This window comes from Pseudomonas sp. HLS-6 (assembly GCF_002753995.1).
Lineage (GTDB): Bacteria > Pseudomonadota > Gammaproteobacteria > Pseudomonadales > Pseudomonadaceae > Aquipseudomonas > Aquipseudomonas defluvii.
The window spans coordinates 1,912,041-1,937,675 of record NZ_CP024478.1 but is presented as its reverse complement, the minus strand read 5'-3'; the positions used below and the strand labels follow the sequence as shown (position 1 = coordinate 1,937,675).

The following is a 25,635-nucleotide window of genomic DNA, read 5'->3' as shown; positions in this document are numbered from 1 at the left end:
GCACTCAGCACTCAGCACTCAGCACTCAGCACTCAGCGACAGGCTACCGATGACGTCCGACAGCTCGTCGTACGGTTCCTGTTTCACTTCCGGCTCTTGTACAGGCGCTGGTTTCAGGCCGCTTTGAGACGCCTGGCGGTATTCACTAGGCGTACACCCTGCGCACTGCTTGAAGGCGCGGGCGAAGTAGGATGGGTCTTTGAAGCCAACCTCGTAGCCAATGCTGGTAATGGGCATCTGGCTGTTGTGGAGCAGCTCCTTGGCGCAGTCCATGCGCTTGCTAAGGATGTACTCCATGAAACCCAGGCCATTCACTTCCTTGAATACGCGGCTGAAGCGAAAGGTGGTCATGCCGCAACGCTTGGCCAGGACTTTCTGGTCGATGCTGTCGCGAAAATGCTGGTCAATGTACAACTGCACGTCATGCAAGGCATGGTGCTTCTGGTGCTCCGCCGTCAAGCGGATACTGTCCGGCAGCGATGGGCCGTGCTCGATCTGCAATACCTTGTTGCTCGCCCCGGCCTGGCGACGTACGTCGCACAGTTGCCTCAACGCATGCAGAAAACGATTGATCTCGGTGCTTGAGAGGGCAAGCACCATGTATTCCCAGACCCGCGAGCGCATGGCCCAGACCGCGAGCTCTTCAGAGTGCTGCACGGTGAACATGGTGATCGGTATGGACGGCGCCTTGCGCTTGATCTCCAACAGCAGGTTGAGCCCTGGCATGTCGGGACGGTCGTAATGCATGCAGATCATGTCCGGCTGTGGTTCGTAGTCCTTTTCGGAAAAGGAATTACCGGCTGCCAGACGACACTCACAGGCTGGCTGAAACTGCATCATCAGCGCTTCAGTCGAATGATCGTGGGTGAGATCGAACCATAAAAGGTACGGCTTTCTCGCCGCCTCGACACTCATGGCGTTAGCCTGCCCATAGGACTAACCCACTCTTTCGCCCCAAGCCATTTAGCCATCAGGCCAGAAGTATGATGGATCCAATTCTGATAAAGACTCATCATCGCGCTCTATACCGTTAGAATTGTTATTACAAAAATTTCGCTCGTCTTTCACATATACCCGTTGCCATGCCCTCAGCACTTTCACATCGGCTCCATTGCACATCTTGAACCCTTCCCTTCCTTGAGTAGCCCGGTGCCATTATTAGCACTCCAGCAGTAGCAACAACAGAAAAATATCCTGATTCATCGATAATCAATGCGGACTTCCAACAGTATTCCCGACACCTGTTCCATCAGGTAACCCATTGGAACTTCGCAACTAAAACTGTTCCCAAACAACACGTCATTGTGCCCTGGCCAATAGCCCGTCAGGGTCTCCGCCTGAACGAACCACCAACGCTTGACGTCAACAAAATGGCGAAAATAGCCCGCACCAAGAGCAAAACGTCAAAAAACAACACTCCATGCACCCTTTTGCTGCTTTCAGGCCTTGGCGAAATGCTTTTTCCTTCTTGAATAGTATCGTCAGCGTTACGCCAATGAGCAGATCAAGTCCTGATATCAACGCCACTGCTTAGACCATTACGTACCACCTTGATCTGCACCACCAAGAACGGGCTGTTTTTTGACCTGAGTGCTACAACACTTTTAAAGTGTTTGCTCTATTTACGCCAGCGGCAGCAGAAACCATTCTCATATCGATTCCACTCCATGTTCTACCCTATTTGTTTCTCTTCTGAACCCGCCACTCGCCAATAATGGCGCTGTGACAGCAATAAAATCCTAACAGTCTGCAAAAATCTCCTAACCCCTTTCTGCGCCCCCTGACTACTGTTCAACCAGGCAGTCAAAGCGCACTGCTCTTACTACCAAAGCACTTGAGCGAGGTGAATACCATGAACCTGCAATCCATCAAAACTTCGGTACTGAAGTTCATCAAAGACGAAGATGGCCTGACCATTGTGGAGTATGCAGTGGCCGGTGGACTGATAACGCTGGGCGCTGTGACGGCGTTCGTTACCTTGGGTGAGAACGTAAACGACGCCATCACAAGCCTTGGTTGCGCAGTGACAGGCACCCCGTGCTGATTGATACAGAGACCTCCTGACACCTAAATCTAATTAGAGGGTTGCAGTCATGGGCAAAGAGCAGTTAGTCGCTGTCGCACTCTTGCTTGGGCTGCTCGGGATAGCGGTGGCGAGCGATATTCGCCGCCACCGCATTCCTAACCTCTTGGTGTTGTTGGGCTTGATCCTGGGGGTGGGCAGCCAGGCGTATGCCTCGGGTGCAATGGGGGCAGGTTATGGCGTGCTGGGCCTGCTGGTCGGCTTCGCCGTTTTCCTGCCGCTCTACGCGTTGGGCGGCATGGCGGCCGGCGACGTCAAACTAATGGCCATGGTCGGCTCTTTTCTCAGCCCGCAAAACGCACTCTGGGTGGCGGCACTGAGCCTGGTTGCCGGGGGCGTGTGCGCGGTATTGATTATCTTCGTGCGTGGCCAGGTGCAGCAAACCTTCGGCCGTTACTGGCTGATGCTGCGAGCCAGGGCCTATTTTGCGCCTGCATCCGATGAAGTGGCAGGCAAGCCTTTCCCGTATTCGGTCGCCGTATTGCTCGGCACCTTGGCCAGCATCTTCTGGCTACCTTTGGGCCAGTAGTTCAGGAGAACCCTATGTACGCCATCAGCAACAGCCGTATTTCGCCCCAGGAACGCAGCGCAATCCAGCGGTTGGCTCCGCAACCCCGTACGGTGCTTGAAACCGGGTTGCCGGAGAACCTGCTGGGCGATCTGGTCTGCAAGCACCTGCACGATGCAGGTGTACTGGACATGTCGCGGCTGGTAGAGCGCCTGGCGCTCACCGGTGCGGTACTGGAAGAGATCCTGATGTTCTTGCGCAAGGATGGACGCGTCGAAGTCCTCGGGCAGGCCGGCAACCAGGCCTTGCGCTATGGCCTGACTGAGCGCGGCCGCAGCGCGGCACGTGATGCCCTGGCGCGCAGTGGCTATATCGGCGCAGCCCCCTTTCCGGTCAGTACTTACCGTTCGCTGCTCAAGGTTCAGACCATTCACCATGGCCGCATCGGCGCAAACGACATGCGTCGCTCGTTTAGCTCGGTAATACTGGCCCCGAGCATGCTTGACCAACTGGGCGTGGCCTTGAACTCCGGGCGCGCCATAATGATCTATGGGCCGGCCGGTACCGGTAAGACCTACATCAGCAGCCGGCTGATCCGCCTGTTCAGCGAATGCATCTGGGTACCCCATGCCATCGCCATCAACGATGCCGTGATCGAAATCTTCGACCCTCAGGTACACCGTCGCCTGCAGGATGATGACGAACAGCAGAACACCTTGCTGCTCAACGAAGGCATCGACCGTCGCCTGCTGTGCTGTGAGCGCCCCCTGGTCATCACCGGCGGCGAGTTGACGATGGAGCAGTTGGATGTGCGCTACGACCCCGACTCGCGTCAGTACCAGGCGCCATTGCAACTCAAGGCCAGCAACGGAATGCTCATCATCGATGACATGGGCCGCCAGCGCATGGCCCCGGCCGAGTTGCTGAACCGCTGGATTGTCCCCATGGAGGAAAAGCGCGACTTCCTCAACCTGGGTGGCGGGCGGCACTGCGAATTGCCCTTTGACCTGGTGCTGGTGTTCTCCACCAACCTCAACCCGCTGGAGTTGGCCGACGAGGCGTTTCTGCGCCGAATTGGCTACAAGCTTCAATTCGGCTACCCGCAAGCCAGCGAGTACGAACGCATCTGGATCCAGGAAACAGAACGCTTGGGTATCCCTCATGACCCAAAGCTGCTGCGCTATGCCCTGGAGGAACTCTACGAAGCGGAAAACATGCCGCTGGTACCGTGCCATCCCCGTGACCTCCTGAGCATGGCAATCGACCGTCAGCGTTATCTGGGCAATGCCGGGCCGCTATCAACAGCGGAGTTGGAGTGGGCCTGGCACAACTACTTCGTTCAGCTCGACTTCATTGGCTAAGGAGTTACCAACATGAGCTCTCGTACGTTTCCCCTGATTGCCTTGTCCCTGGTCCTGGGCTTGGGTGCGGCCTGGATGGCCAACAACTGGCTGAGCGCGAAACTCAATGCCAAGGAAGACGATAACCAGCAGAGCGTGGTGGTCGCCACCACAGAGATTGCCTTCGGCCAGATGGTCGAAGCCCAACAAGTGGCCGTGGTGCGCATGCCAAAGGATGCTGTACCCGAGGATGCCTTCGACGCCCCTGACAAAGTGGTGGGCAAGATCGCCACCTTCTCCATGCTGCGCGGCGATATCCTGCGGGCTGCGCGCCTGGCCGAGCACCTCGGCGGCAGCACCCTGGCATCGCTGATCGAACCCAACAAGCGCGCCATCTCGGTACGAGTAGACGACGTAGTCGGTGTCGGCGGGTTCTTGCTACCAGGTAACCGGGTCGACGTATTGGCAACCCGGCAGACCGGCAACAGTGGCGATGCCGAGTCCAAAACCATTCTGGAAGACTTGCGGGTGTTGGCAGTGGACCAAACAGCCAGCACCGACAAGACGCAGCCCGTGGTTGTCCGTGCCGTCACCCTGGAAATGACGCCACAGGAAGCGGAAGTGCTGGTCAAGGGCATGGCTGCCGGCAAGCTGCAACTGGCCCTGCGCAACCCCTTGGACAATCAGCCACGCCCGGCCGTCACCCAACCGGTTGCAATGGCCCAGCCACCGGCTCCAGCCCCGGTTGTCCGGCCGGTAGTACGCCGTCAAGGCACTGGCAACAGCAGCGCTGTCACCGTGATTCGTGGCATCGAAGTCAATGAAGTGAGAGCCAAGCTGTAAGTGATCCTGTTCCACATCGGCCAGACGGGAGGGCGTGATGATGAACGCGCGAATCAAACAGCCTCGCACTGCGTTTGCGCAGCGTCAGCGCGGCACGATCATTGTGATGGTGGTGATTGCCATGGCCGCGGTGCTGTTGATGGCCGCCCTGGCGCTGGACGGCAGCCATATGCTGGTGAACAAGACACGCCTGCAAAATGCGGTGGATGCGGCAGCGCTGAGCGGGGCCAAGACACTCAACGCAGTGCTTGGCGCAACCGGCGCCGCCAGCCTGGCGCAAACCGCCGCGTTGGACACCCTAAGCCGCAATGCCAACGCGACGGGCAACCAGGAGCTGGCCAAGGCGGTTGGCAACAATGTCGCGAACTTCGCCAAGGTGGAACTGGCATCCAGTGTCTACGGGCCGTTCTCCTTTCCCGGCCCGGCCAATGCCAGCTACGTGCGAGTCACGGTGGCAAACTACCCGTTGACCGGTTTTTTCTGGGGGGCTTTCCAAACATTGGGCAATGGCGCAGACAAGACCAAGAGTGTCGCCGCCATCGCCACTGCCGGGCCAAGCCCAACCAGCCCCTGTGAGCTTACCCCGCTGATGGTGTGCGGCAACCCCACACAGAACAACCCCAGCGGCGGAATGTTCTGGGGGTACAGCTTCGGCGATCTGCAGGTATTGAAAACCGCTGCGAACAACAGTTCGGCGATCGGCCCAGGGAACTTTCAACTGCTCGATTTCGGTTCGGGCGGCAACACAGTGCGGGACGGCCTGGCCGGCGGCATCAATCAGTGCAACAGCATCGGATCGAACGTGACGACCAAGCCGGGCAACACCGTCGGGCCGTCCGCTCAGGGCCTCAATACGCGCTTCAACGAGTACAAGGGAGGCCTCAGTGCCGCTGACTATCCACCTGACCTGGTCGTTACGGTCAACCCCAAGTCCCTGACCTACAACGATACGTTGAATAGGATCGAATACAACAACCAGCCGGTCACTGCCGCCAACGGCAACCTGTCTACGACCGGTGGCCCCCTGTACGACTACAACGACTGGAAACAGGACTCGGCCAACTGCACCGCTGGCACTGGGAGTGGCTGCCTATCCAATGGCGTGCATGAACGGCGGGTACTGAAGATCGTCATCGGTGACTGCTCGGGCAAGAACGACGGTGCGTCATCGATACCGGTGCTCGGTTTTGGCTGTTTCTTCGTGATGCAGCCGGAAGCCCAAAAGGGCAACGAGTCGCAGATCTTCGGCCAATTCATTAGCCAGTGCGAGGGCGACGGCGTGCCAGGCCCCACGCCGACTGATGATGTCGGCCCGCAGATCATCCAGTTGTACAAGACCTACATCGATAACCAACAGACACCCAGTACCGATTCGTAGGGGGCTCTATGAGACGCGGTGGATTCAACGCCTCAAAGGCCCAGCGTGGCCTGGCAATGGTTGAGCTGGTGATTACCCTGCCGTTGTTGGCGCTGCTGATGCTGGCCTTCGGCGAGTTCGGCCGCATGCTGTTCCAGTACAACAGCCTGATGCAGGCCAGCCGTGACGCCGGGCGCTTTGTCGCCAGCCAGGCGTGGGACGCCAATCAGGGCAAACTCGAGCTGAGCGATGCACTGTTGTCCAAAACCAAAAACGTCGCGGTGTACGGCGTACCTGCCAACCCGAATGGTTACCCCTCGGTCGTGCCCGGGCTGACGCCTGGAAATGTCACGGTGGCTGCAGCAGGTACCGAGCACGTGCAGGTGAGCATTAACTATACCTTTGTGCCTGTGATCGGTAGCGCACTGCCGGCCCTCTATGGCAGCAGTACACCACTGGGCCTGACGTTGACCTCCACCGTTGTGATGAGGGCCTTATGATGAACCGCAAACGCATGCGCGGCGTGTATGTCGTCGAGTTCGCCATCACCGGCTTGGTGCTGTTCACCTTGCTGTTCGGCGTGCTGGAAATAGGCCGGTTGTACTTCACCGTCAATGCGCTGAATGAAACGGTGCGCCGGGGGGCGCGCCTGGCCGCGGTGTGCAACATCAAAGACCCGACCATTCTGCGCCGCGCAATGTTCAATGCCGCCGACAACAGCGGCGCGAGCAGCCTGATTGGCAACCTGACCAGTGCCAACCTGAACCTGATCTACCTGGACAAGGACGGTGCCGTGATCGCCAACCCTGACGACCTCACCAGCGCCAACGGTTTTCTCGCCATCCGTTATGTGCAACTGCAGGTGACGAACTTCAGTTTCAACTTGCTGATTCCTGGATTCAACGGCGCCTTCGTGCTGCCGGTGTTCAGGTCAACCATGCCGCGCGAGAGCCTCGGCAGGCAACCCGATGCAAACGTAGTACCGGAGATCACGCCATGTTAAGCACACGTGAAGCCCCCGTCGTCACCGCGACTGACCGGCAAGGCCTGCGCCTGCTGATCAGTGGCCGCGATGCGACAGCCTTGAACCAGATGAAAACCATCAGCCAGAGCCTGCCCAACCTGCAGGTCAGCACCCGTTTGGTAAGCAACGGCCATACCGACCCGCTGTATGGGCTGGACCACATGCCGGACCTGTTGCTGCTGCACGTCAGCCATTTGTGGCGCGAAGAGTTGGCCGCCCTGCTGCTGCATCCACTCAAGGAGCGCCCGCCGCTGTTGGTGTGCGGCCCCCTGGATGAACGCGAGGGCATGCGCCTGGCAATGCAGGCCGGCGCCCGTGACTTTCTTCCCGAGCCGGTGAAACCCGAAGAGCTGCAGGCGGCCCTTGGGCGCATGCAGATGGAGGCGCGGGCAGAGCGAGGAAACGAAGGCAAACTGATTGCGGTCATGAATGCCAAGGGCGGCTCGGGGGCCAGCATGCTGGCCTGCAACCTGGCCCATCAGCTCAGTAACCAGGGTGGCAGAACCCTGCTGCTGGACCTGGACCTGCAGTTCGGCAGCGTCGGCCACAGCCTGGATGTGCAATCGACACACAGCCCGATGGAGGTGCTTCAGCAGGCCGATACCCTGGACAGCATCGCCTTGCGCGGCTTTTGCAGCCACTACAGCCCGACCTTGCATGTGCTGGGCGGGCGTACCGATGAACTGTGCCTGCAGCAGGACGTGCGCCTGGAGCAACTGGAGAATCTGTTGCGCCTGGCCCGCAGTAGCTACGACTGGGTGGTGGTGGACTTGCCGCGGCAAATCGACCACCTCACCGGCATCAGCCTGGAGCAGGCTGACCGCATCTACATTGTGTTGCAGCAAAGCCTGAGCCACCTGAAAGACGGCACGCGCTTGACCCGCATCCTGCGCGACGACCTGGGCGTGTCGAGCAGTCGACTGCAGGTGGTGGTCAACCGCTACAACAAGACGTCCCCCGTCACCCTCAAGGATGTGACCGAGGCGTTGCGCTGCACGGAGGTGCACAAGCTCCCAAATGACTTTGCGGTGGTCAGCGAAAGCCTGAACACCGGGGTGCCGCTGGAACGGCATGCACCACGGTCAGCCATCAACCTTGCCCTGCGCGAACTGAGCCAGAACCTGATCGGGATCGAGGCCTGCGAACAGAGCTTGCTTAAACGTACCTTTGGCCGTTTGTTTGGAGGGTAAGCCATGCTCAGCGACTTTCGTAATCGCTTGCGTCAGCAGGCCAACAACCAGGCCACGGCAGACAAAACGGCAGCACCGGCCAACAGCCAGGACTGCACTCAGGTACTGATGGCCTGGGAGAACATTGCACCGGAGATCCTCTACGAGACCCGGAGCAAGCTCAACCCGGTGGAGAGCGAATGGAAGGAAAAGACCTACCAGCAGCTGCTCAAGGTCATGGACCTGTCCTTGCTGGACACGCTGGAGGCCGCCGAAGCCGGTCGGCAGATCAAAGAGATCAGTCAGCGCTTGCTTGACGAGAACTCGGCACCGGTCAGCGCCAGTGGTCGCCAGTTGATCATCAAGCAGATCACCGACGAGGTGCTGGGCCTTGGCCCGCTTGAGCCACTGCTGGCCGACCCGAGTGTTTCCGACATCCTGGTGAACGGCCACGCCTCGGTGTACGTCGAGCGGTTTGGCAAGCTGCAAAGAACCGACGTGCGTTTTCGCGATGATCAACACCTGCTGAACATCATCGACCGCATTGTGTCCAACCTGGGCCGGCGCATTGATGAATCTTCGCCGTTGGTGGACGCACGCCTGAAGGACGGCTCGCGGGTCAACGCCATCATCCCTCCCCTGGCGATCGACGGCCCCAGCATGTCGATTCGCCGGTTCGCCGTGGACTTGCTCAATACCGAAAACCTGGTGCAGACGGGCACCCTGACGGCGGCCATCGCACTGATGCTCAAGGCTATCGTTCGCGGGCGCATGAACGTGCTGATTTCCGGCGGTACCGGCAGCGGCAAGACCACCATGCTCAACGTCCTGTCCAGCTTCATCCCGCACAACGAGCGAATCGTCACCATCGAAGACTCGGCCGAGTTGCAGTTGCAACAGCCTCATGTGGTACGGCTGGAAACCCGCCCTTCGAACATCGAAGGGCGCGGCGAAGTCAATCAGCGTGAACTGGTGCGCAACAGCCTGCGGATGCGCCCGGACCGCATCGTCATTGGCGAGGTGCGCGGCGCCGAGGCACTGGACATGTTGACGGCGATGAACACCGGTCACGACGGCTCACTGACCACCATTCACGCCAACACCGCACGTGACGCCTTGGGCCGAATCGAGAACATGGTGTCGATGAGCGGTGCAACCTTCCCGATCAAGGCGCTGCGCCAGCAGATCGCCTCGGCCATCGATGTGGTCATCCAGTTGGAGCGTCAGGAGGATGGCACCCGGCGGCTGGTCAGCGTGCAAGAGATCAACGGCATGGAGGGCGACATCATCACCATGACCGAGATTTTCTCGTTCGTACGCAATGGCATCGGCGAAAAAGGCGAGGTACTGGGTGAGTTTCGCCCCACCGGCATGGTCCCGGCATTCCGCGAAACGCTGGCCAAGCGGAGTATCGAGCTGCCGCTCAGCCTGTTCCGGCAGGAATGGATGGAGGAAAAATCATGAACCAGATCCCCAGCGAGTTCGTCCTGGCCTTCCTTGGCATGGTGTTCACGGCGATCTTCCTCCTCAGCCAGGGCCTGACCGTTCCGGTGTTTGGCGAAGCGGGCAAGGTGCGCAAGCGCATCCGCAGTCGCCTGAACATGCTGGAGCGCGCCAATGACCTGCCGAACATGCAGTCGGTGTTACGGCAAAAATACTTGCGGCGCCTGTCGCCACTGGAAGCGTGGTTAGAGCAACTGCCAGCGATGGAGGCCCTGGCCCAGATGATCGAACAGGCCGGGCATGAATACCGTGCCTATCGGGTACTGCTGCTTGGGCTGACGCTGGCACTGGCAAGCGGCATTGTACTGTGGTTGATCACGCGCACCTGGTGGGTGGCAGTACCTGCTGCGATGGTGGTGTTCTGGCTACCGATACTGAAGATCTCCAATGACCGCATCAAGCGCTTTGCCCGCTTCGAAGAGGGGCTGCCAGATGCGCTCGATGCCATGTGCCGGGCGCTGCGCGCCGGCCATCCGTTCAACGAGACCCTGCAACTGGTCGCCGATGAGCACAAAGGGCCGGTCGCCCATGAGTTCGGCCTGACCTTCGCCGACATCAACTATGGCAACGATGTACGCCGGGCCATGCTCGGCCTGCTGGAACGCGTACCCAGCATGACGGTCATGATGCTGGTGACCACAGTGCTGATCCACCGTGAAACAGGTGGCAATCTGACCGAAGTACTGGATCGCCTGAGCAGCCTGATTCGCGGGCGCTTTCGCTTTCAACGCAAGGTCAAGACCCTGTCCGCCGAAGGGCGTATGTCAGGTTGGATACTGGTGTCGATGCCCTTTGTGCTCGCCGCAGCGATCGTGCTGTCGAGCCCGACCTATCTGCCCCTGCTGATCAACGAGCCTCTGGGTCGAAAACTGGTCCTCGGCGCCTTTGTTGCCATGCTGATCGGGATCTACTGGATACGCAAGATCATCCGGATTCAGGTTTGAGTACCGATAGACCTAGGGAGTAAGACCATGGAGTATCTACTGAGTCTGATCAATCATTGGGTGGGCAACGAACAACTGACGCGCCTGTTGTTTGCGGCAGCCATCGGCCTGAGTGTGGTCTTTGCCATAACGACCATGACCTTGCTGGTTCTGGGGCTGCAAGACCCGGTCAAACGCCGACTGATGCTGATCAAGCGCGGCCAAAGTGCAGAAATTGCCGGGCAACGGCCACCAAGCAACCTGCAATTGATGCTGGAACAGGTGGGGCAGCGCTTCAACACCGGTGAGCAAGGGCAAGCCTCGGCGACACGGGTACTGCTGACACACGCAGGTTATCGCGCTCAGTCGGCCGTACAGACCTACTGGGCGCTTCGCCTGCTGTTGCCCCTGACCTTGATGGGCCTTGTAGCCTTGGCATTACCGCTTATTCCGAAGCTGTCGCTGATGCTCGGTGTCGGCCTGCTGCTACTAGCGCTAGGTGTAGGATGGCTGGCGCCAGCACTCTATGTCGAGCATCGCGCGCAGTCGCGAATGAACCGTTTGCTGATTGCCTTTCCTGATGCCCTGGACCTCATGGTGGTGTGCGTGGAGTCGGGCCTGGCCCTGCCCCAGGCCATCGAGCGGGTGTCTGAAGAAATGGCGGTGAGCCAGCCTGACCTGGCCATGGAACTGGCCTTGGTCAACGCCGAAATCCGCGCGGGCATCCCCAGCACCGAGGCCTTGAAAAACCTTGCCGAACGTACCGGGCTGGAGGACATTCGCGGGCTGGTGAGCCTGCTGGCACAGAGCATTCGCTTCGGTACCAGCGTGGGTACCACCCTGCGCATCTATGCTGAGGAATTTCGTGACCGTCGCACGCAACTGGCCGAAGAGAAAGCCGCGAAAATCGGGACAAAACTGGTGTTCCCACTGATCCTGTGCTTGTGGCCAAGTTTTTTCCTGGTGGCCATAGGCCCTGCAATCATCGGCGTGTTCAAGGTATTCGGAAAGCTTTAACAACGAGTAGAAAAAGGCCTCGGCAGCAATGCCGAGGCCTTTTGCATGCCGCAGCCTTTTGAATGACTCAATAGGGAGGCTGCGAAACGCTGATCACCATGCGCACAAAGCAAAACGGCGGCGGGAGCCTGTTTACGCTACCCCGCCGCCGCCATGATGTGATGTCTACCCACCTGAATCACCCAACCTGCACCCTGTCACCCTGCTCTTTCAACCCCGAACACTGGCGCATCCTGCGCCGTTGCAGCCTACTTCCCCTTGGATGACGAGAGACCATACTCTTTGTAAAACTCGGGTATGGGGTGCTTGTAGCTGTCCAACAGGCGCTGCAGACTCAGTTCACGCTCAGCGGGTTTCACGGTTTGCAGATTCGGCGAAGCCATCTGGTTACTACGCTGCAACTGCAGCCAGGTTTCGGTGACCTGCTGTTGTGGGGAAGATGGGCCAGGTTCGATGGCCTGGGCTGCAAGGGGGAGCAACGCGGCTCCCAGGCAGATGAGCATAGTCTGTTTCATCACTACCTCTGCATTGGTGGCGAGTTGGCACTCGGTTATGCCGGATCATTGACCGCTGCTACCTGATCGGCAGGCGCTGCGGTGGCCTTCTTCCTACTCTTGAGTTTTTCTGCTCGCGCCTGGGCTTCAGTGACTTGTGCCGGGCTCAGGCCGACACGGCTGACCAACTCCGAGGCCTGCTTCCAGTTCCCCTGGTAAATCATCAAGGTCACCAGGTTAACGGCCGCCAATTGATCGGACTGCTTCAACTCCATGGCCGTGATGAACTCGAAGCGGGCTTGCTTAAGGCGCCCTTGGTTAAGGTAGATCACGCCTAGGTCGTTACGGATTTTTTCGTCAGTGGGCGACATGCGTACCGCCCGTTGCAGGTGAGCCAAGGCCTTCTCGCTATCATTGCGCGCCACCGCCAGTTGCCCCAGGCCGTGTTCGCCTTCAGCCGCCAGGCAGGTACTGAGTAAACTGCGAAACAACGGTTCGGCCTCGGCCTCTCCCAATACACGGTAGATCTTGGCCTTGCGCAAACGCACGGCGGGAAGGTCCTGCGGCAGCCGCTGCAAGTTGGCCAGGCCCGCATGCAGCTTGCCCTCACGGATCATGTCATCGGCCAGGCTAAGCGACAGCTCCTGATCGGAGCTGACCTTGGCACAGCTTTCCGGGGCACTGAGTGACGACCAATCGGAGCCACCGCCCGTGGCACAGCCGCTCAGCATCACCAGGCCCAACGTTGCAATGATCACCTTCATTTTTCGCTCCCGGGAAACGCACAACGAGCGGGCGATGGCCGTAAGGCCAACCCCGCCCAGCACGGTGTCGTGGGATGTGTTCGTCAACAAAGAGGCTGCAATGGGCTGGCTCATTGTGATAACCCACTGCGGTGGTCGAAGTCACCGTCTTCCAGGAAGTACATGCGGAACCAGTTCGGATCGTAATTACGCATCTGCTCGCCGGGCAGTGTAGGAAGCTGGGCATTGACCGCCAGCGGTTGCACCAGATGCGGGGTGACGATCATCAGCAGTTCTTTCTCTTCACGCTTGATCGTAGAGTCACGGAAAAAGGCACCCAGGATCGGAATGTTTCCGAGGCCAGGCAACTTGTTCACAGCAGAGGTGTTGGTCGTGCTGATCAAGCCGCTGACCACGAAGCTCTCACCGTCCGCCAGGGAAATACTGGTGTCCGTACGACGAACAACCAGTGCCGGTACAACCGTGCCGGAAATGGACACACCGTTGTTGAAATCGAGCTCACTGACCTCCGGTGCCACCTTCAGGTTGATACGGCCCGGCCCAACCACCGTTGGTGTCAGCGTCAGACGAATACCGAATTCCTTGTACTCGATTGAAATACTGTCGCTGCCAGTGCTCGGTACCGGGATGGGCACTTCACCACCGGCCAGGAAGCTCGCGCTCTGCCCACTCAGCGCCACCAGGCTGGGGCGGGCCAGGGTATAGGCAAAGCCACTGCCTTCCAGCGCATTGATCAACCCCAGTACGTTGCCGCCACCGATCCCGATGTTGAAACTGCCGTTATCCAGAGGGATGTTGGGTGCCAGGCTACCAATCTGCCCGGGCGTCACCGTCACGCCAGGCACAGTGCCCGGTGAGCCGAACAGAAAACTGCCGCCTTTGCCGAAGATCGACGTACTGGCCTCTTTCAACTTGGTGCGGCTGACTTCGACAAACCGAATATCGGTCTGAACCTGGCTGGTCAGCACCTCGTTGCCTTCAGGAAAGACTGCGCTACCCAAGGAGGACGTAGCCTTGCCCTTGACGAACACCATGCTCTGGCGAGGCGCACTGGAGCATGCCGTCCAGACCATCAGGCTGGTGGTTCCGGGAGCAATACCGGTAAGCAGGTATGCATCATTGCCATTGAGGTGCACATCAGCGATTTTCGGATCGCCTATGGCCAATCGGGTAATGGCCTCAGGGGAGCGCATGGCAGTCTGCATGCCTTCACCCACCTCGACCACGGCTGGCAGTGCCGCCAGATCTGCGCAGTTTTTCCCCGCGGCCAACGTCGTCCCAGCGGGTAAACCAGCAACAATCAACGTCCAAGCCACTCGTTTGAGTACTTGCGCGTAATTATTGGTCATTCTCTGCTTCCTTGTCCGGTCAGGGCAGTTTGCTAGAAGATCGGTTCAACACGACTTGCATGACCACTGCCGGTCCCCTGCCGCCACGACACGCGATCCGCGCACGCCGTGACGTCTGGAAAATCCACAGTGGGCTGGCACAGCGTGGACACACTCGCCACCGCTGCTAGAGCCCTCCAGTGATCGTCGTGCCAAACACCCCCCCTTATGTGGTTCAGCTGAAACGACCAGTCATAACGAGCCATCCGTCGGGTCTGCGAACTGCCTAACCATCCTGAAGCGAGGCCAACCCCCCGGCTGAGCACAAATAACTGTTTCGCTATTTGAAGTTAGCTCAGAAAGGTCAAATTGCTATCAGACTGTAAAAAAAATGAGTCACTGCCGAATCAGGCGTGGTGTCGCCCGGTCAGCTCAGCCAAGGTGCTGGACACATGGTGCAGATTCTTGCTGGCCCCTTCAGTACGACGCACGCTTTCCTGATTGCTCGCGGCAATCGCCACCAGCTCGCACAGGTTGCGCGAAATATCTTCCGTGACCAGCGTTTGCTCTTCAGCGGCGGTGGCGATCTGCTGACTCATATCGCGGATGGTCTGCACCGCGCCAGTAACGCCACTGAGAATTTCGCCGGCCTGCCGCACTTGCTCGACGCCATTCTCGCTGCTGCGCTTACCACTTTCGATCGCTTGCACCGCACGCTCCGCGCCTTTTTGCACGGCATCAATAATGGTATTGATTTCTGCCGTTGACTGCGCAGTACGCTGCGCCAGATTACGCACCTCATCGGCCACGACGGCAAAACCTCGGCCTTGTTCGCCGGCTCGGGCGGCTTCGATAGCCGCGTTGAGCGCAAGCAGGTTGGTCTGCTCCGCAATACTGTGGATTACCGCCAGCACTTCGCCGATGCGCCCACTGTCGGCTTCCAGGCGATGGATAACGCTGGCCGTACCGGTAATTTCATCGCGAATGTCATTGATGCTCTTGACCATGCCGAGCATGGCCTTCTCGCCCTGCTGAGTGGCGTTCTCGGCATCGTCAGCGGCACGGGCTGCCTGTGCGGTATGGCTGGCGACCTCCTGGGCCGCAGAGGCCATTTCTTGCATCGCAGTCGCCACCTGATCGGTACGCAACCCCTGATTTTCAACGCCCTGCCCCAATTGGCTGGCAATGGTCTTCAGTTCGTCGCTGGCGGTGTCCAGTTGCCGGGTGCCGTGTTTCAGGCCGGCGAAGGTGTCCGAGAGCACGTCATGCAGCGCGTCGGTCGCCTTCGCCAGACGCCCCAGCTCATCGCCCCGTTGACTGTTGATCCGCTGACCAAAATGACCTTGGCTGAGCTGGACGATAGACGCCATCAGACCACGCAGTGGTGTGATCAGGTTGCGGTTGATCAACCACATGCCCAACAGCCACGTCAGCACACTGACCATCATCAGCGCCAGGGTACCGACCCAGCCAATACGCTCGGCATGGGCATCGACCTGCCCAAGTTGGGTCTGGGTGTCTTGATAGAGCTGCTCCACCAAGGCATTCATCTGCTCACTGACGGGCCGATCCGTACCGTTGTCCACACCGGTGGTCGCAACGGCGTCGTGACGCTCACGGTACTGATCGCCGAATACCTGATGTGCGCTGAGCAGGTCATTGACCTTGGCCTTTAGCGACAGATCCATATCCAGCGCCAGCACGTTGGCCAAGCACTCCCTGACCTTGCGTTCTTCAGCTTCAAACACCGCCAGGCCACGCTCTGCGCTACTGAACGCCTGAGATTGGCGTTTGAATGCAAGGCTGGCTTCATTGACATACTTCGATGCCTGAGCAGAGCGCGTCAGCAACGCGTTGTAGGTCGTGAGGCTGTTAGCGAAAAGGCTGAAACACACCAATGCTGAACACAACACCAGCATCAGGCCGACGCCCAACAGCGTCAGCATTTGCGTGCGCAAGGAATACTTAAAAAACATAGCATTGGCTCTCTTCATACGCTGAGGACATGAGGCGTGTGAAGCGCCATTGGCAGGCAATCGAGGATACCTCGACAGACTGGAAAGCAACGCAAGTGATGGGCATAGCAATTGGACCCTCTTATAGTTGTCGAACCATACGAGGCCCCGTCAGCAATTAATGTGCCACTATTTTGGCGCTGAATTTCCGTTGTTTTCGTGCGTTTTACTCACTACTTCTCGCAGAAATGACCCATTTGCCCGGCGTTGCGACATCGACTGCAGAAATGTGTTCACAGAAGTTTTCGCCGTGTTTGAAATTCTCACGGGCAGGCGTGTCTGGTTTGCGCGTAAAAAAACGGGCAGCGCTTGCGCACTGCCCGTTCATTCGTACCGTCAGCCAATCGGCTCGTTATCGCAAGGCTTACTCGACAGTAACAGCACCTGAGGCGTTGTCCACCACGCGCTCGCGAACCGGGGCGCGGGCAGTCGAGATCTGCGGCAACAGCGACCCCAGCAGCATGCCCAGCCAGCCGAACAGCAGCCCGGCCAGTTGCGGTGGCCAGAAGTCAGCATCGGTGTGGGTGTATTCCAACCACAGCCAGGACGTCATACCCAAGCCCATCGAGACCAGAGCCCCCTGAGTGGTGGCGCGCTTCCAGAACAGCCCGGCAAACAACGGCACCGCAGCAGCGACCAAGGTCACTTTGTAGGCATTGCCCACCATCTCGTAGATGCTGGCATTGGAGAACAGCGAAAACAGGCACGTGACCATGGCGCACACCAGGATGGTCAGGCGCATGGCCAGCAGGAACTGCTTGTCGTTCATGTCGGGCAAAAAGCGCTTGAGCACGTTCTCGGTAAAGGTCACCGACGGCGCCAGGAGTGTGCCAGAGGCCGTGGACATGATCGCCGAAAGCAGCGCACCGAAGAACATGATCTGGGCGAACAATGGGGTCCGCTCCAGGATAAGGTGCGGCAGGATCATCTGGGCATCTTCAGCCAGCCATTGCTGAACCATCGCCGGATCAATCATCGAGGCCGCGTAGGTCAGGAAAATCGGCAGCATGCAGAAGGCCAGGTAGAAACAGGCGCCTGCCATCGATGCGCGCGCTGCGATGTTTTCGGTCTTGGCCGACATGACCCGCGCATAAACGTCCTGCTGCGGAATCGAGCCGAACATCATGGTCACCGCAGCACCGATGAAGGCAACGAAGTCCTTCGGCTCGAAGCTGTGCATGAAACTGAACTTGCCTTCGTTGGCCGCATGGGAAATGACCGCGGCAGGCCCGCCCGCCATGTCACCGATCAGCCAGGTCAGATAAACCAGGCCGGCGACAATGATCAGCATCTGCATGAAGTCTGTCAGCGCAACCGACCACATACCGCCGAACAAGGTGTAAAGCAGCACGATCACCGCGCCGATCAACATGCCCTGGGTGGTGCTGATGGCGCCGTCAGAGAGCACGTTGAACACCACGCCCAGTGCGGTGAACTGTGCGGCAATCCAGCCAAGGTAGGAGAGGATGATCACAATACTGGTAATCATTTCCACGTTCGGGCCAAAGCGCTTGCGGAAGAAGTCACCGAGCGTCAGCAGGTTCATGCGGTAGAGGGGCCGGGCGAAAATCAGGCCGACCAACATCAGGCAGCCGAAGGAACCGAACGGGTCCTCGACAATGCCGGCGAAACCTTCCTGAATGAAGGTAGCAGGTATCCCCAATACGGCCTCAGAGCCGAACCAGGTGGCGAATACCATCGCGGCGACCAGCGGGAAGGACATGCTGCGACCACCGGCAGCGAAATCCCTGGAGTTTTTCACGCGAGTGGACGCGTAGAAACCGACACCTACCGTGAGCAGCAGATAAAGCGCAACAAACCAAATCAGCATTTGTACTTTCCGTTGGCTCGTCCGACACCGGGCTGACGAGCATGGCTCGTGCAGGGGCAGCGCGACTGACTATGTTGTTTTTGTTTGCGTATCGCAGGCGGCACGACGGCTCATCTGTAACCAGCACGAGGAAATCGTAACCGCTTATGACAACGGCTTTGCAGTCTGCCAAAGCCGTTAAATATGTCAAACAATTACCGCTGGAATTTGGATAAAAAAAGACGAAATGCGACGTTTTTTTGGGTAAAGCGGATTTTGGTGGCTTAAAAGACACCTTCCCCACCGCCACCAGTCGATTATTTTAAACATCCGAAAGCGCCAGACTGTTCACCTTCCCTGTCTACTATGAATCCCATACTGAAAACCTATTGGCTGGCGCCACCGTCAGGTTCCACGCTGAGTTGACGGATAACCGGACATCACAGGAGAGCATCATGTCTAACGAAGCAACCTGCCCGTTCGCGGGCGGCGCTCGCAAACACACCACAGCCGGTGCACCCTCGAATGCCGACTGGTGGCCTGATCAACTCAACCTGAAAATCCTCCACTCGCACGCCCCCCAGGCCAATCCCCTGGGCGAAGCCTTCAACTATGCCGAGGCGTTCAAAAGCCTCGACCTGGATGCGGTGATCAAAGACCTGCATGCCCTGATGAGAGATTCGCAGGCGTGGTGGCCCGCCGATTACGGCCACTATGGTCCGCTGTTCATCCGCATGGCCTGGCACAGCGCAGGCACCTACCGTATCGCTGACGGGCGCGGTGGCGCGGGAGGTGGTGCGCAACGCTTTGCGCCGCTCAATAGCTGGCCGGACAACGGCAACCTCGACAAGGCACGGCGGTTGCTCTGGCCGATCAAGCAGAAGTACGGCAACAGTCTCTCCTGGGCTGACCTGATGGTGCTCGCGGGTAACGTCGCCCTGGACTCGATGGGCCTGAAGACTTTCGGTTTCGGCGGTGGACGTGTCGATATCTGGGAGCCCGAAGACGACATCTATTGGGGGCCGGAAGGCAAGTGGCTGGCAGACGAGCGCTACAGCGGTGATCGCGAGCTCGAAAACCCGCTCGGTGCGGTTCAGATGGGCCTGATCTACGTGAACCCGGAAGGCCCGAATGGCAACCCGGACCCGCTCGCGGCAGCACGGGACATTCGTGAGACGTTCGCCCGCATGGCCATGAATGACGAAGAGACCGTCGCCCTGATCGCCGGCGGCCACACTTTCGGCAAAGCCCACGGCGCCGCCGATCCAAGCCAGTATGTAGGCCCCGAGCCGGAAGCCGCGACGCTCGAAGAACAAGGCCTGGGCTGGAAAAATACCTTTGGCAGCGGCAACGGCGCCAACACCATTACCAGTGGGCTGGAAGGTGCCTGGACCACCAACCCGGTGAAATGGGACAACAACTACTTCGAGAACCTGTTCGGCTACGAGTGGACGCTCACCAAGAGCCCTGCCGGTGCCCACCAGTGGACGCCCAAGGAGGCCTCTGCCGCCGGTACCGTACCGGACGCACATGACCCGACGAAAACCCACGCACCGATCATGTTCACCACCGACCTTGCACTGATCATGGACCCGGTGTACGCGCCGATTTCAAAACGCTTCCACGCAGACCCTCAGGCGCTGGCCGAGGCTTTCGCCAAAGCCTGGTTCAAGCTGACCCACCGGGACATGGGGCCTGTTTCTCGCTACCTGGGCCCGCTCGTTCCCCAGGAGCCCCTGCTCTGGCAAGACCCTGTTCCAGCGGTGGATCACCCACTGATCGGGGAGCAGGACATTGCAACCCTGAAAGCCCGGCTTCTGGCATCCGGCCTTTCGATCGCGCAACTGGTTACGACGGCATGGGCATCGGCCGCCACCTTCCGCGGTAGTGACAAGCGTGGTGGTGCCAATGGGGCGCGCATTCGCCTGGCGCCGCAGAAAGACTGGGCGGTCAACCAACCTGCTGAATTGGCGAAGGTGCTACACACACTGACGGCGATCCAGCAGGACTTCAATAACGCCCAGGCCGGTGGCAAGAACGTCTCGCTGGCCGACCTGATCGTGCTGGGCGGCTGCGCAGCCATAGAAGCTGCGGCGAAACGGGCTGGCCATGAGGTGACCGTGCCGTTCTCACCCGGCCGTACCGACGCGTCGCAGGAGCAGACCGATGTGGCGTCCTTTGCCGTGTTGGAGCCCAGCGCCGACGGTTTCCGTAACTACCTGCGCAGCGGGCTTGAAGAATCGGCAGCCGAGCTGCTGCTGGACCGGGCGAACCAACTGACGCTCAGCGCACCCGAGATGACGGTGCTGATCGGTGGCCTGCGCGCCCTGAACTGCAACGTCGGGCAGGTTGCGCACGGCGTGTTCACTCAGCGGCCTGAAACACTGACCAATGATGTCTTCGTGAACCTCCTCGACATGAACACGACCTGGCAGAGATCCGCTGTAACTGAAGGTGTACTGGAGGGGCGTGATCGGTCGACGGGTGCCCTCAAATGGACAGGCACTGTCGTTGACCTGGTGTTCGGTTCAAACGCACAGCTGCGGGCCATTGCCGAGGTCTACGCCAGCCGCGATGCACAGCCGCTGTTCGTGCGTCACTTCGTGGCAGCCTGGAACAAGGTGATGAACCTTGACCGATTCGACCTTGCCTGATTGCGGCAAGGCAGCTCATGGTCGCCACGGCGTGAGCAGGCCACCCTTACCGGCGTGACGGTAAAGGGTGGCCTGCGCCTACCAGCATCAAATCCAGATTTTGCACGGCAGCGCCCGCCGCGCCCTTGCCCAGGTTATCGAACACGGCCGCCAACAGCACCTGCCCCGCAGGTTCGTTTTCCAGGACGATCAAGCGCAATTGATCGGTACCATTGAGTGCCTGCGGATCCAGGTGTGTGAGTGCCTTGGCCTCATGCATCGACATGACCTGCACGTACCGCGCACCGGCATAATGCTGCTGCAGGCACGCGTGTAACTGCCGCGCATCCGTGCCCGGAGCCAACAACCGAACCTGCAAGGGGATGGTCAACACAATGCCTTGCCGAAACGCCCCATAGGCAGGCACAAACATCGGCCGCTCACTCAGGCCGCTGTGCTGTTGAATTTCCGGTACATGCTTGTGCGCCAGCGCCAACCCATACACCTGGAATGCCGGTGCGAGCGACGCGCCCTGCCCCTCATGCGCCTCCACCCCCGCGCGCCCTCTCCCGGAGTAACCCGATACGGCATGCACGCTGACCGGGTAGTCCGCGCCCACCAGCCCCGCCTCTAGCAGTGGGCGCAACAAGCCTATCGCCCCCGTAGGGTAGCAACCGGGGTTGCTGACACGCCGCGCCGTCGCAATGCGCTGCGCCTGCTCCGGGCTCATTTCCGCGAAGCCATAGGTCCAGTCCGGGTGGGTGCGGTGCGCCGAACTGGCATCAATCACCCGTACCGCGGGGTTTTCGATACTCGCTACCGCGTCACGTGCAGCGTCGTCGGGCAGGCACAGGATCGCAATGTCACAGGCATTGATGGCTTCGGCGCGATGAGCTGCATCCTTGCGGTGCTCAGCACTGAGCGTGAGCAACCGCAGGTCGGTCCGACCGCGCAAGCGCTGGTGGATCTGCAAGCCGGTGGTGCCTTGGTCGCCATCGATGAATACAAGAGGAGTGGTCATGAAGTGCTCTCGAACGTCAGAAATCAGCAGGCCTAATCTTCGATGCTGGCTTAAGATAGGAAAAGTTGAATTTCCAAACGATCACATTCAGTTTTTCTGACCAAGGAACTCGCCATGCGTGAAATCAGCCTGGACCGCCTGCGCACGCTGGTGGCGATTGCCGACCTGGGCTCATTTGCCGAGGCCGCTCGGGTGCTGAACCTTGCGCCACCCACGATCAGCTTGCATATCGCCGATCTGGAATCACGGGTTGGCGCCCGGCTGTTGTCGCGTACACGGGGGCGCGTTCAGCCATCGGCGATTGGCGAAACACTGGTGGAGCGTGCACGGCGTTTGTTGGCCGATGCCGAGCAAGCCCTTGAGGAGGTGCAGCGTCAGGTGCAGGGGCTGGCTGGCCGCGTACGGCTGGGTGCCTCGACCGGAGCCATCGCCCAGTTGATGCCGCAGGCACTGGAAACCCTGAGCCAGCAGCACCCGGAGATCGACGTCCAGGTCGCCGTGCTGACCTCGCAAGAGACGCTGAAGAAACTGGTCGAAGGCACGCTGGACATTGGCCTGATCGCGCTCCCGCAAACGGCAACGAAGGGCGTGCGAATCGAACCCTGGCGACGCGACCCGGTCATGGCGTTCCTGCCTGCGCGCTGGGCGTGCCCGGAGGTCGTCACCCCCGATTGGCTGGCCACCCAGCCCTTGATCCTGAATGACAACAGCACACGGCTTTCACGCTTGACGTCCGAGTGGTTCGCCAACGACGGCCACCAGCCGACACCACGCATTCAACTGAACTACAACGACGCCATCAAAAGCCTGGTCGCGGCCGGTTATGGCGCAACACTGCTGCCCCATGAAGCCGACACGCCATTGCCCGATACACGGGTGGTCATGCGGCCACTACAGCCCTTGTTGTGGCGCCAACTGGGCATTGCCCACCGTACCGGCGACGTTGAGCGACCTACGCAACACGTACTGGACGTGCTGTGGGCATTGAGGGCAGGCTAGCGTAACGCGTGCAGGGTTGTGCGGGCCTAGTGCTCGCTGCGCCATTGGCGCGGGCTGACGCCGAACCAGCGGCGGAAGGCGCGGGAAAATGCGCTGGTTTCCGAGTAACCCAGCAGTGGTGCCAGTTCGGAGATGTTCAGGTTTTGCTGCCCCAGATGCTGCAAGGCCAGGTCCTGGCGGATCTGATCCAGCAACTGGGTAAAGCTCAGGCCCTGCTCACGCAATTTACGCTGCAGCAACCAGTGCGGCAGTTGCAGTTGATCGGCAACGCTGTCCAGGCTCGGATCACCCTGTGGCAGCAGCGTGATGATGGCCTGGCACGCCTGCTCCAACAGATCCGGACCGGCGTTGGTTTCGCCCAGTTGCCGAATCGCATCCTTGACCAGCGTGAGCAATACCGGGTCATGGCCAGGCATGGCCTTGCCGGCGATTTCGCGCTTGGGAATCAAAATGGAGTTACAGGAGCGCTCGAAATACACCGGTGCGTCGAAGACCTCACGGTGCTCATGCCAGTCTTGTGGCCGGGCGTGTTCAAAGGCGACTTCACGCGGTGCCCATTTCGGCCCAAGTACATGACGCACCAGGTTCATCGCCATGCCCATGGTCAGCTCGGCGTCCTGACGCCGCTGGCGGATAGCGCTGTGGTGGATCTGGTAATCGAAGCTGTAGCACTCGCCCTGATCAACCAGGCGGATCAAGGTACTGTGCTGGTGATAGGGAAAGGCCTGCGCGAAGTTGATCAGCGCGTCCTCCAGGGTGGCCGAACAGAGCCCCACATACCCCAGCAGGCCAAGCGCCTGAGGTTGGAACTGCTCGCCGTAACGCAGGCCGAAATTATCGCACCCGGTCTGCTGCGCCGCCTCTTCCAGTACCTGACAGTAGTTCGGCAAGGCCAGGCTCAAGGTCGGATGCTGGAGTTGTTCCGGGTCGATACCGGCATGGCCGAACACCCGGTCCAGGTCACCGCCATGGTTGACGATAAAGGCATCCATACCAGTGGCAGCCGCCGAGAGCACACCTCGATTGTTCGCACGAGGGGCATTCAGGGGAGCCTGGGCAAGGGATGACTGGAACATGGCAACTGTTACCGTGTAAAGAATGCGATCACCCCTTCAAGCAAATACCGTACCTTTGTGCATAAACGCTTTAGCACAGGATGTTGCCGGTGTGCCAACACCCCAAACTGCTACCCGAATACTCGGTGCAATGGGCAGTGTGTAGGCCGTGGCGCCTGCACCCGTTGCCGCTCGGTGACACTGAGCAGGGTGATTCCGGCCTGCCCCAAGTGAGGGCATGATCGGTGCCGTCCGCGCCATCCGTGCGCCTTTGGCGAAAGTTGACCGAATGCAATTATGGCCGTGCCGGTCGGTCAAGTCTTGAGCGCAGGCCTGTGGTTATGCTCCCAGCCAGGCATTTTTTCGGGTACACCTTCAAGGGGACATACCATGGCCGTATCACAACTAAAACCAACATTAGGCACCCTGCACCTCTGGGGTATCGCGGTCGGGCTGGTGATCTCCGGCGAATACTTCGGCTGGAGTTATGGCTGGGGCACCGCCGGTACGCTGGGCTTCCTGGTGACCACCCTGCTGGTCGCAGTGATGTACACCTGCTTCATCTTCAGCTTCACCGAGTTGACCACCGCCATCCCTCATGCCGGCGGCCCCTTTGCCTATAGCCTGCGCGCCTTTGGTGTGACCGGGGGGATGATCGCCGGGATGGCGACGCTGATCGAATTTGTCTTTGCACCGCCTGCGATCGCCATGGCGATTGGCGCCTACCTGAATGTGCAGTACCCCAACCTTGATCCGAAGGTAGCCGCGGTGGGCGCCTACTTTGTCTTCATGACCCTCAACATTGTCGGGGTGAGCATTGCCGCTACGTTCGAGCTGGTGGTCACCATCCTCGCGGTGCTGGAACTGCTGGTGTTCATGGGCGTGGTTGCACCCGCGTTCAGCTTCAGCAGCTTTGCCCTGGGTGGCTGGGCTGGCGCCGACACCTTCAGCCTGGGCGCGCTGAGTGGCATCTTCGCCGCGATCCCCTTCGCCATCTGGTTCTTCCTGGCCATCGAAGGCGCCGCCATGGCCGCCGAGGAAGCGAAAGACCCGAAACGCACCATTCCGCGTGCCTACATCGCCGGCATCCTGACCCTGGTAAGCCTGGCCATCAGCGTCATGATCTTCGCTGGTGGCGTGGGTGACTGGCGCACACTGGCCAACATCAACGACCCGTTGCCGATGGCCATGAAGTCGGTCGTGGGCAACGATTCGACCTGGATGCACATGCTGGTGTGGATCGGCCTGTTCGGCCTGGTGGCAAGCTTTCACGGCATCATTCTGGGTTACTCGCGGCAATTCTTCGCCCTTGCCCGCGCCGGTTTCCTGCCCAAAGGGCTGGCCAAGCTGTCGCGCTTCCACACCCCGCACCGGGCGATTCTGGCCGGCGGCGTAGTCGGTATCGCAGCCATCCTGAGCGACGGCCTGATCAACCTGCAGGGCATGACCCTGACTGCGGCGATGATCACCATGTCGGTGTTCGGCGCTATCGTGATGTACATTGTCAGTATGCTCAGCCTGTTCAAACTGCGTCGCAGCGAGCCCGACCTCGAGCGCACCTTCCGTGCCCCGGGTTACCCGGTGGTACCGGCCATTGCGCTGTTGCTGGCGGTGGTCTGCCTGGTGGCGATGGTCTGGTTCAACACCTTGATCTGCGGGATCTTCATTGGCCTGATGGCGATTGGCATGCTGTTCTGCGTCGCGGTACGTAGCCAGAACGCAGGCACCGTGGCACTGGCCAGCGAGTAA

Annotated in this window: 22 protein-coding genes; 14 read left to right on the top strand and 8 right to left on the bottom strand. The window is 59.6% G+C overall.

Going from position 1 to position 25,635, the window contains the following annotated elements:
• Positions 1 to 18: 18 nt before the first annotated feature.
• Complete coding sequence (locus CS390_RS08930) at positions 19 to 915, bottom strand: response regulator transcription factor (protein ID WP_099774079.1); 897 nt, start codon at positions 913 to 915, stop codon at positions 19 to 21.
• Positions 916 to 1,852: 937 nt separating this feature from the next.
• Here CS390_RS08930 and CS390_RS08925 point away from each other — a divergent pair.
• The 11 genes from CS390_RS08925 to CS390_RS08875 are packed head-to-tail and all read left to right on the top strand — an operon-like array spanning position 1,853 to position 11,767.
• Positions 1,853 to 2,044, top strand: coding sequence for a Flp family type IVb pilin (locus CS390_RS08925; RefSeq protein WP_099774078.1), 192 nt, complete (start codon positions 1,853 to 1,855; stop codon positions 2,042 to 2,044).
• 49 nt (positions 2,045 to 2,093) lie between these two features.
• The gene (locus tag CS390_RS08920; RefSeq protein WP_065759531.1) at positions 2,094 to 2,612 is read left to right on the top strand and encodes a prepilin peptidase; all 519 of its coding nucleotides are present in this window, start codon (positions 2,094 to 2,096) and stop codon (positions 2,610 to 2,612) included.
• A gap of 14 nt (positions 2,613 to 2,626) precedes the next feature.
• A complete protein-coding gene (locus CS390_RS08915; protein ID WP_099774077.1) occupies positions 2,627 to 3,952 on the top strand; it encodes an AAA family ATPase in 1,326 nt (441 codons plus the stop codon).
• A 12-nt stretch (positions 3,953 to 3,964) separates the two neighbouring features.
• The gene (gene cpaB, locus CS390_RS08910) at positions 3,965 to 4,774 is read left to right on the top strand and encodes a Flp pilus assembly protein CpaB (RefSeq protein WP_099774076.1); all 810 of its coding nucleotides are present in this window, start codon (positions 3,965 to 3,967) and stop codon (positions 4,772 to 4,774) included.
• Positions 4,775 to 4,811: 37 nt separating this feature from the next.
• On the top strand, positions 4,812 to 6,152 hold the full coding sequence (locus tag CS390_RS08905) for a TadE/TadG family type IV pilus assembly protein (protein WP_177442395.1): 1,341 nt from the start codon (positions 4,812 to 4,814) through the stop codon (positions 6,150 to 6,152).
• A gap of 8 nt (positions 6,153 to 6,160) precedes the next feature.
• A complete protein-coding gene (locus CS390_RS08900; RefSeq protein ID WP_099774075.1) occupies positions 6,161 to 6,631 on the top strand; it encodes a TadE/TadG family type IV pilus assembly protein in 471 nt (156 codons plus the stop codon).
• Positions 6,631 to 7,134 (top strand): TadE/TadG family type IV pilus assembly protein, encoded by a 504-nt coding sequence (locus CS390_RS08895; RefSeq protein WP_065759553.1) that lies wholly within the window; start codon positions 6,631 to 6,633, stop codon positions 7,132 to 7,134. Before CS390_RS08900 ends, CS390_RS08895 begins: the two co-directional genes overlap by 1 nt.
• On the top strand, positions 7,128 to 8,345 hold the full coding sequence (locus tag CS390_RS08890; protein WP_099774074.1) for an AAA family ATPase: 1,218 nt from the start codon (positions 7,128 to 7,130) through the stop codon (positions 8,343 to 8,345). The genes CS390_RS08895 and CS390_RS08890 overlap by 7 nt, the downstream gene beginning before the upstream one ends.
• 3 nt (positions 8,346 to 8,348) lie before the next feature.
• Positions 8,349 to 9,788, top strand: a complete 1,440-nt coding sequence (locus CS390_RS08885) for a CpaF family protein (RefSeq protein ID WP_099774073.1) — start codon at positions 8,349 to 8,351, stop codon at positions 9,786 to 9,788.
• On the top strand, positions 9,785 to 10,771 hold the full coding sequence (locus CS390_RS08880; protein ID WP_065759538.1) for a type II secretion system F family protein: 987 nt from the start codon (positions 9,785 to 9,787) through the stop codon (positions 10,769 to 10,771). The genes CS390_RS08885 and CS390_RS08880 overlap by 4 nt, the downstream gene beginning before the upstream one ends.
• Positions 10,772 to 10,798: 27 nt before the next feature.
• The gene (locus CS390_RS08875; RefSeq protein WP_065759539.1) at positions 10,799 to 11,767 is read left to right on the top strand and encodes a type II secretion system F family protein; all 969 of its coding nucleotides are present in this window, start codon (positions 10,799 to 10,801) and stop codon (positions 11,765 to 11,767) included.
• A gap of 248 nt (positions 11,768 to 12,015) precedes the next feature.
• Here the strand turns inward: CS390_RS08875 and CS390_RS08870 are convergent, their stop codons facing one another.
• The 5 genes from CS390_RS08870 to CS390_RS08850 form a co-directional block, all read right to left on the bottom strand.
• Positions 12,016 to 12,282: a DUF3613 domain-containing protein gene (locus CS390_RS08870; protein WP_099774072.1), complete on the bottom strand. Its 267-nt coding sequence runs from the start codon at positions 12,280 to 12,282 to the stop codon at positions 12,016 to 12,018.
• A gap of 35 nt (positions 12,283 to 12,317) precedes the next feature.
• Complete coding sequence (locus CS390_RS08865) at positions 12,318 to 13,025, bottom strand: lipopolysaccharide assembly protein LapB (protein WP_065759541.1); 708 nt, start codon at positions 13,023 to 13,025, stop codon at positions 12,318 to 12,320.
• Between the two features lie 110 nt (positions 13,026 to 13,135).
• On the bottom strand, positions 13,136 to 14,374 hold the full coding sequence (locus tag CS390_RS08860) for a type II and III secretion system protein family protein (protein WP_065759542.1): 1,239 nt from the start codon (positions 14,372 to 14,374) through the stop codon (positions 13,136 to 13,138).
• A 386-nt stretch (positions 14,375 to 14,760) separates the two neighbouring features.
• Complete coding sequence (locus CS390_RS08855; RefSeq protein WP_099774071.1) at positions 14,761 to 16,329, bottom strand: methyl-accepting chemotaxis protein; 1,569 nt, start codon at positions 16,327 to 16,329, stop codon at positions 14,761 to 14,763.
• Positions 16,330 to 16,732: 403 nt separating this feature from the next.
• Positions 16,733 to 18,199 (bottom strand): sodium:solute symporter family protein, encoded by a 1,467-nt coding sequence (locus CS390_RS08850; RefSeq protein ID WP_099774070.1) that lies wholly within the window; start codon positions 18,197 to 18,199, stop codon positions 16,733 to 16,735.
• Positions 18,200 to 18,633: 434 nt separating this feature from the next.
• Here CS390_RS08850 and katG point away from each other — a divergent pair, with 434 nt between their 5' ends.
• A complete protein-coding gene (gene katG / locus CS390_RS08845; protein WP_099774069.1) occupies positions 18,634 to 20,832 on the top strand; it encodes a catalase/peroxidase HPI in 2,199 nt (732 codons plus the stop codon).
• Between the two features lie 46 nt (positions 20,833 to 20,878).
• Here katG and argC read toward each other — a convergent pair whose 3' ends face one another.
• The gene (gene argC / locus CS390_RS08840) at positions 20,879 to 21,832 is read right to left on the bottom strand and encodes an N-acetyl-gamma-glutamyl-phosphate reductase (RefSeq protein WP_099774068.1); all 954 of its coding nucleotides are present in this window, start codon (positions 21,830 to 21,832) and stop codon (positions 20,879 to 20,881) included.
• Positions 21,833 to 21,946: 114 nt separating this feature from the next.
• Between argC and CS390_RS08835 the strand changes: the two genes are divergently transcribed.
• Positions 21,947 to 22,831, top strand: coding sequence for a LysR family transcriptional regulator (locus CS390_RS08835; RefSeq protein WP_099774067.1), 885 nt, complete (start codon positions 21,947 to 21,949; stop codon positions 22,829 to 22,831).
• Between the two features lie 26 nt (positions 22,832 to 22,857).
• Here the strand turns inward: CS390_RS08835 and CS390_RS08830 are convergent, their stop codons facing one another.
• Positions 22,858 to 23,907, bottom strand: a complete 1,050-nt coding sequence (locus tag CS390_RS08830; RefSeq protein ID WP_065759548.1) for an AraC family transcriptional regulator — start codon at positions 23,905 to 23,907, stop codon at positions 22,858 to 22,860.
• Between the two features lie 369 nt (positions 23,908 to 24,276).
• On the opposite strand from CS390_RS08830, the gene eat reads away from it, so the two are divergent.
• Positions 24,277 to 25,635 (top strand): ethanolamine permease, encoded by a 1,359-nt coding sequence (gene eat / locus CS390_RS08825; RefSeq protein WP_065759549.1) that lies wholly within the window; start codon positions 24,277 to 24,279, stop codon positions 25,633 to 25,635.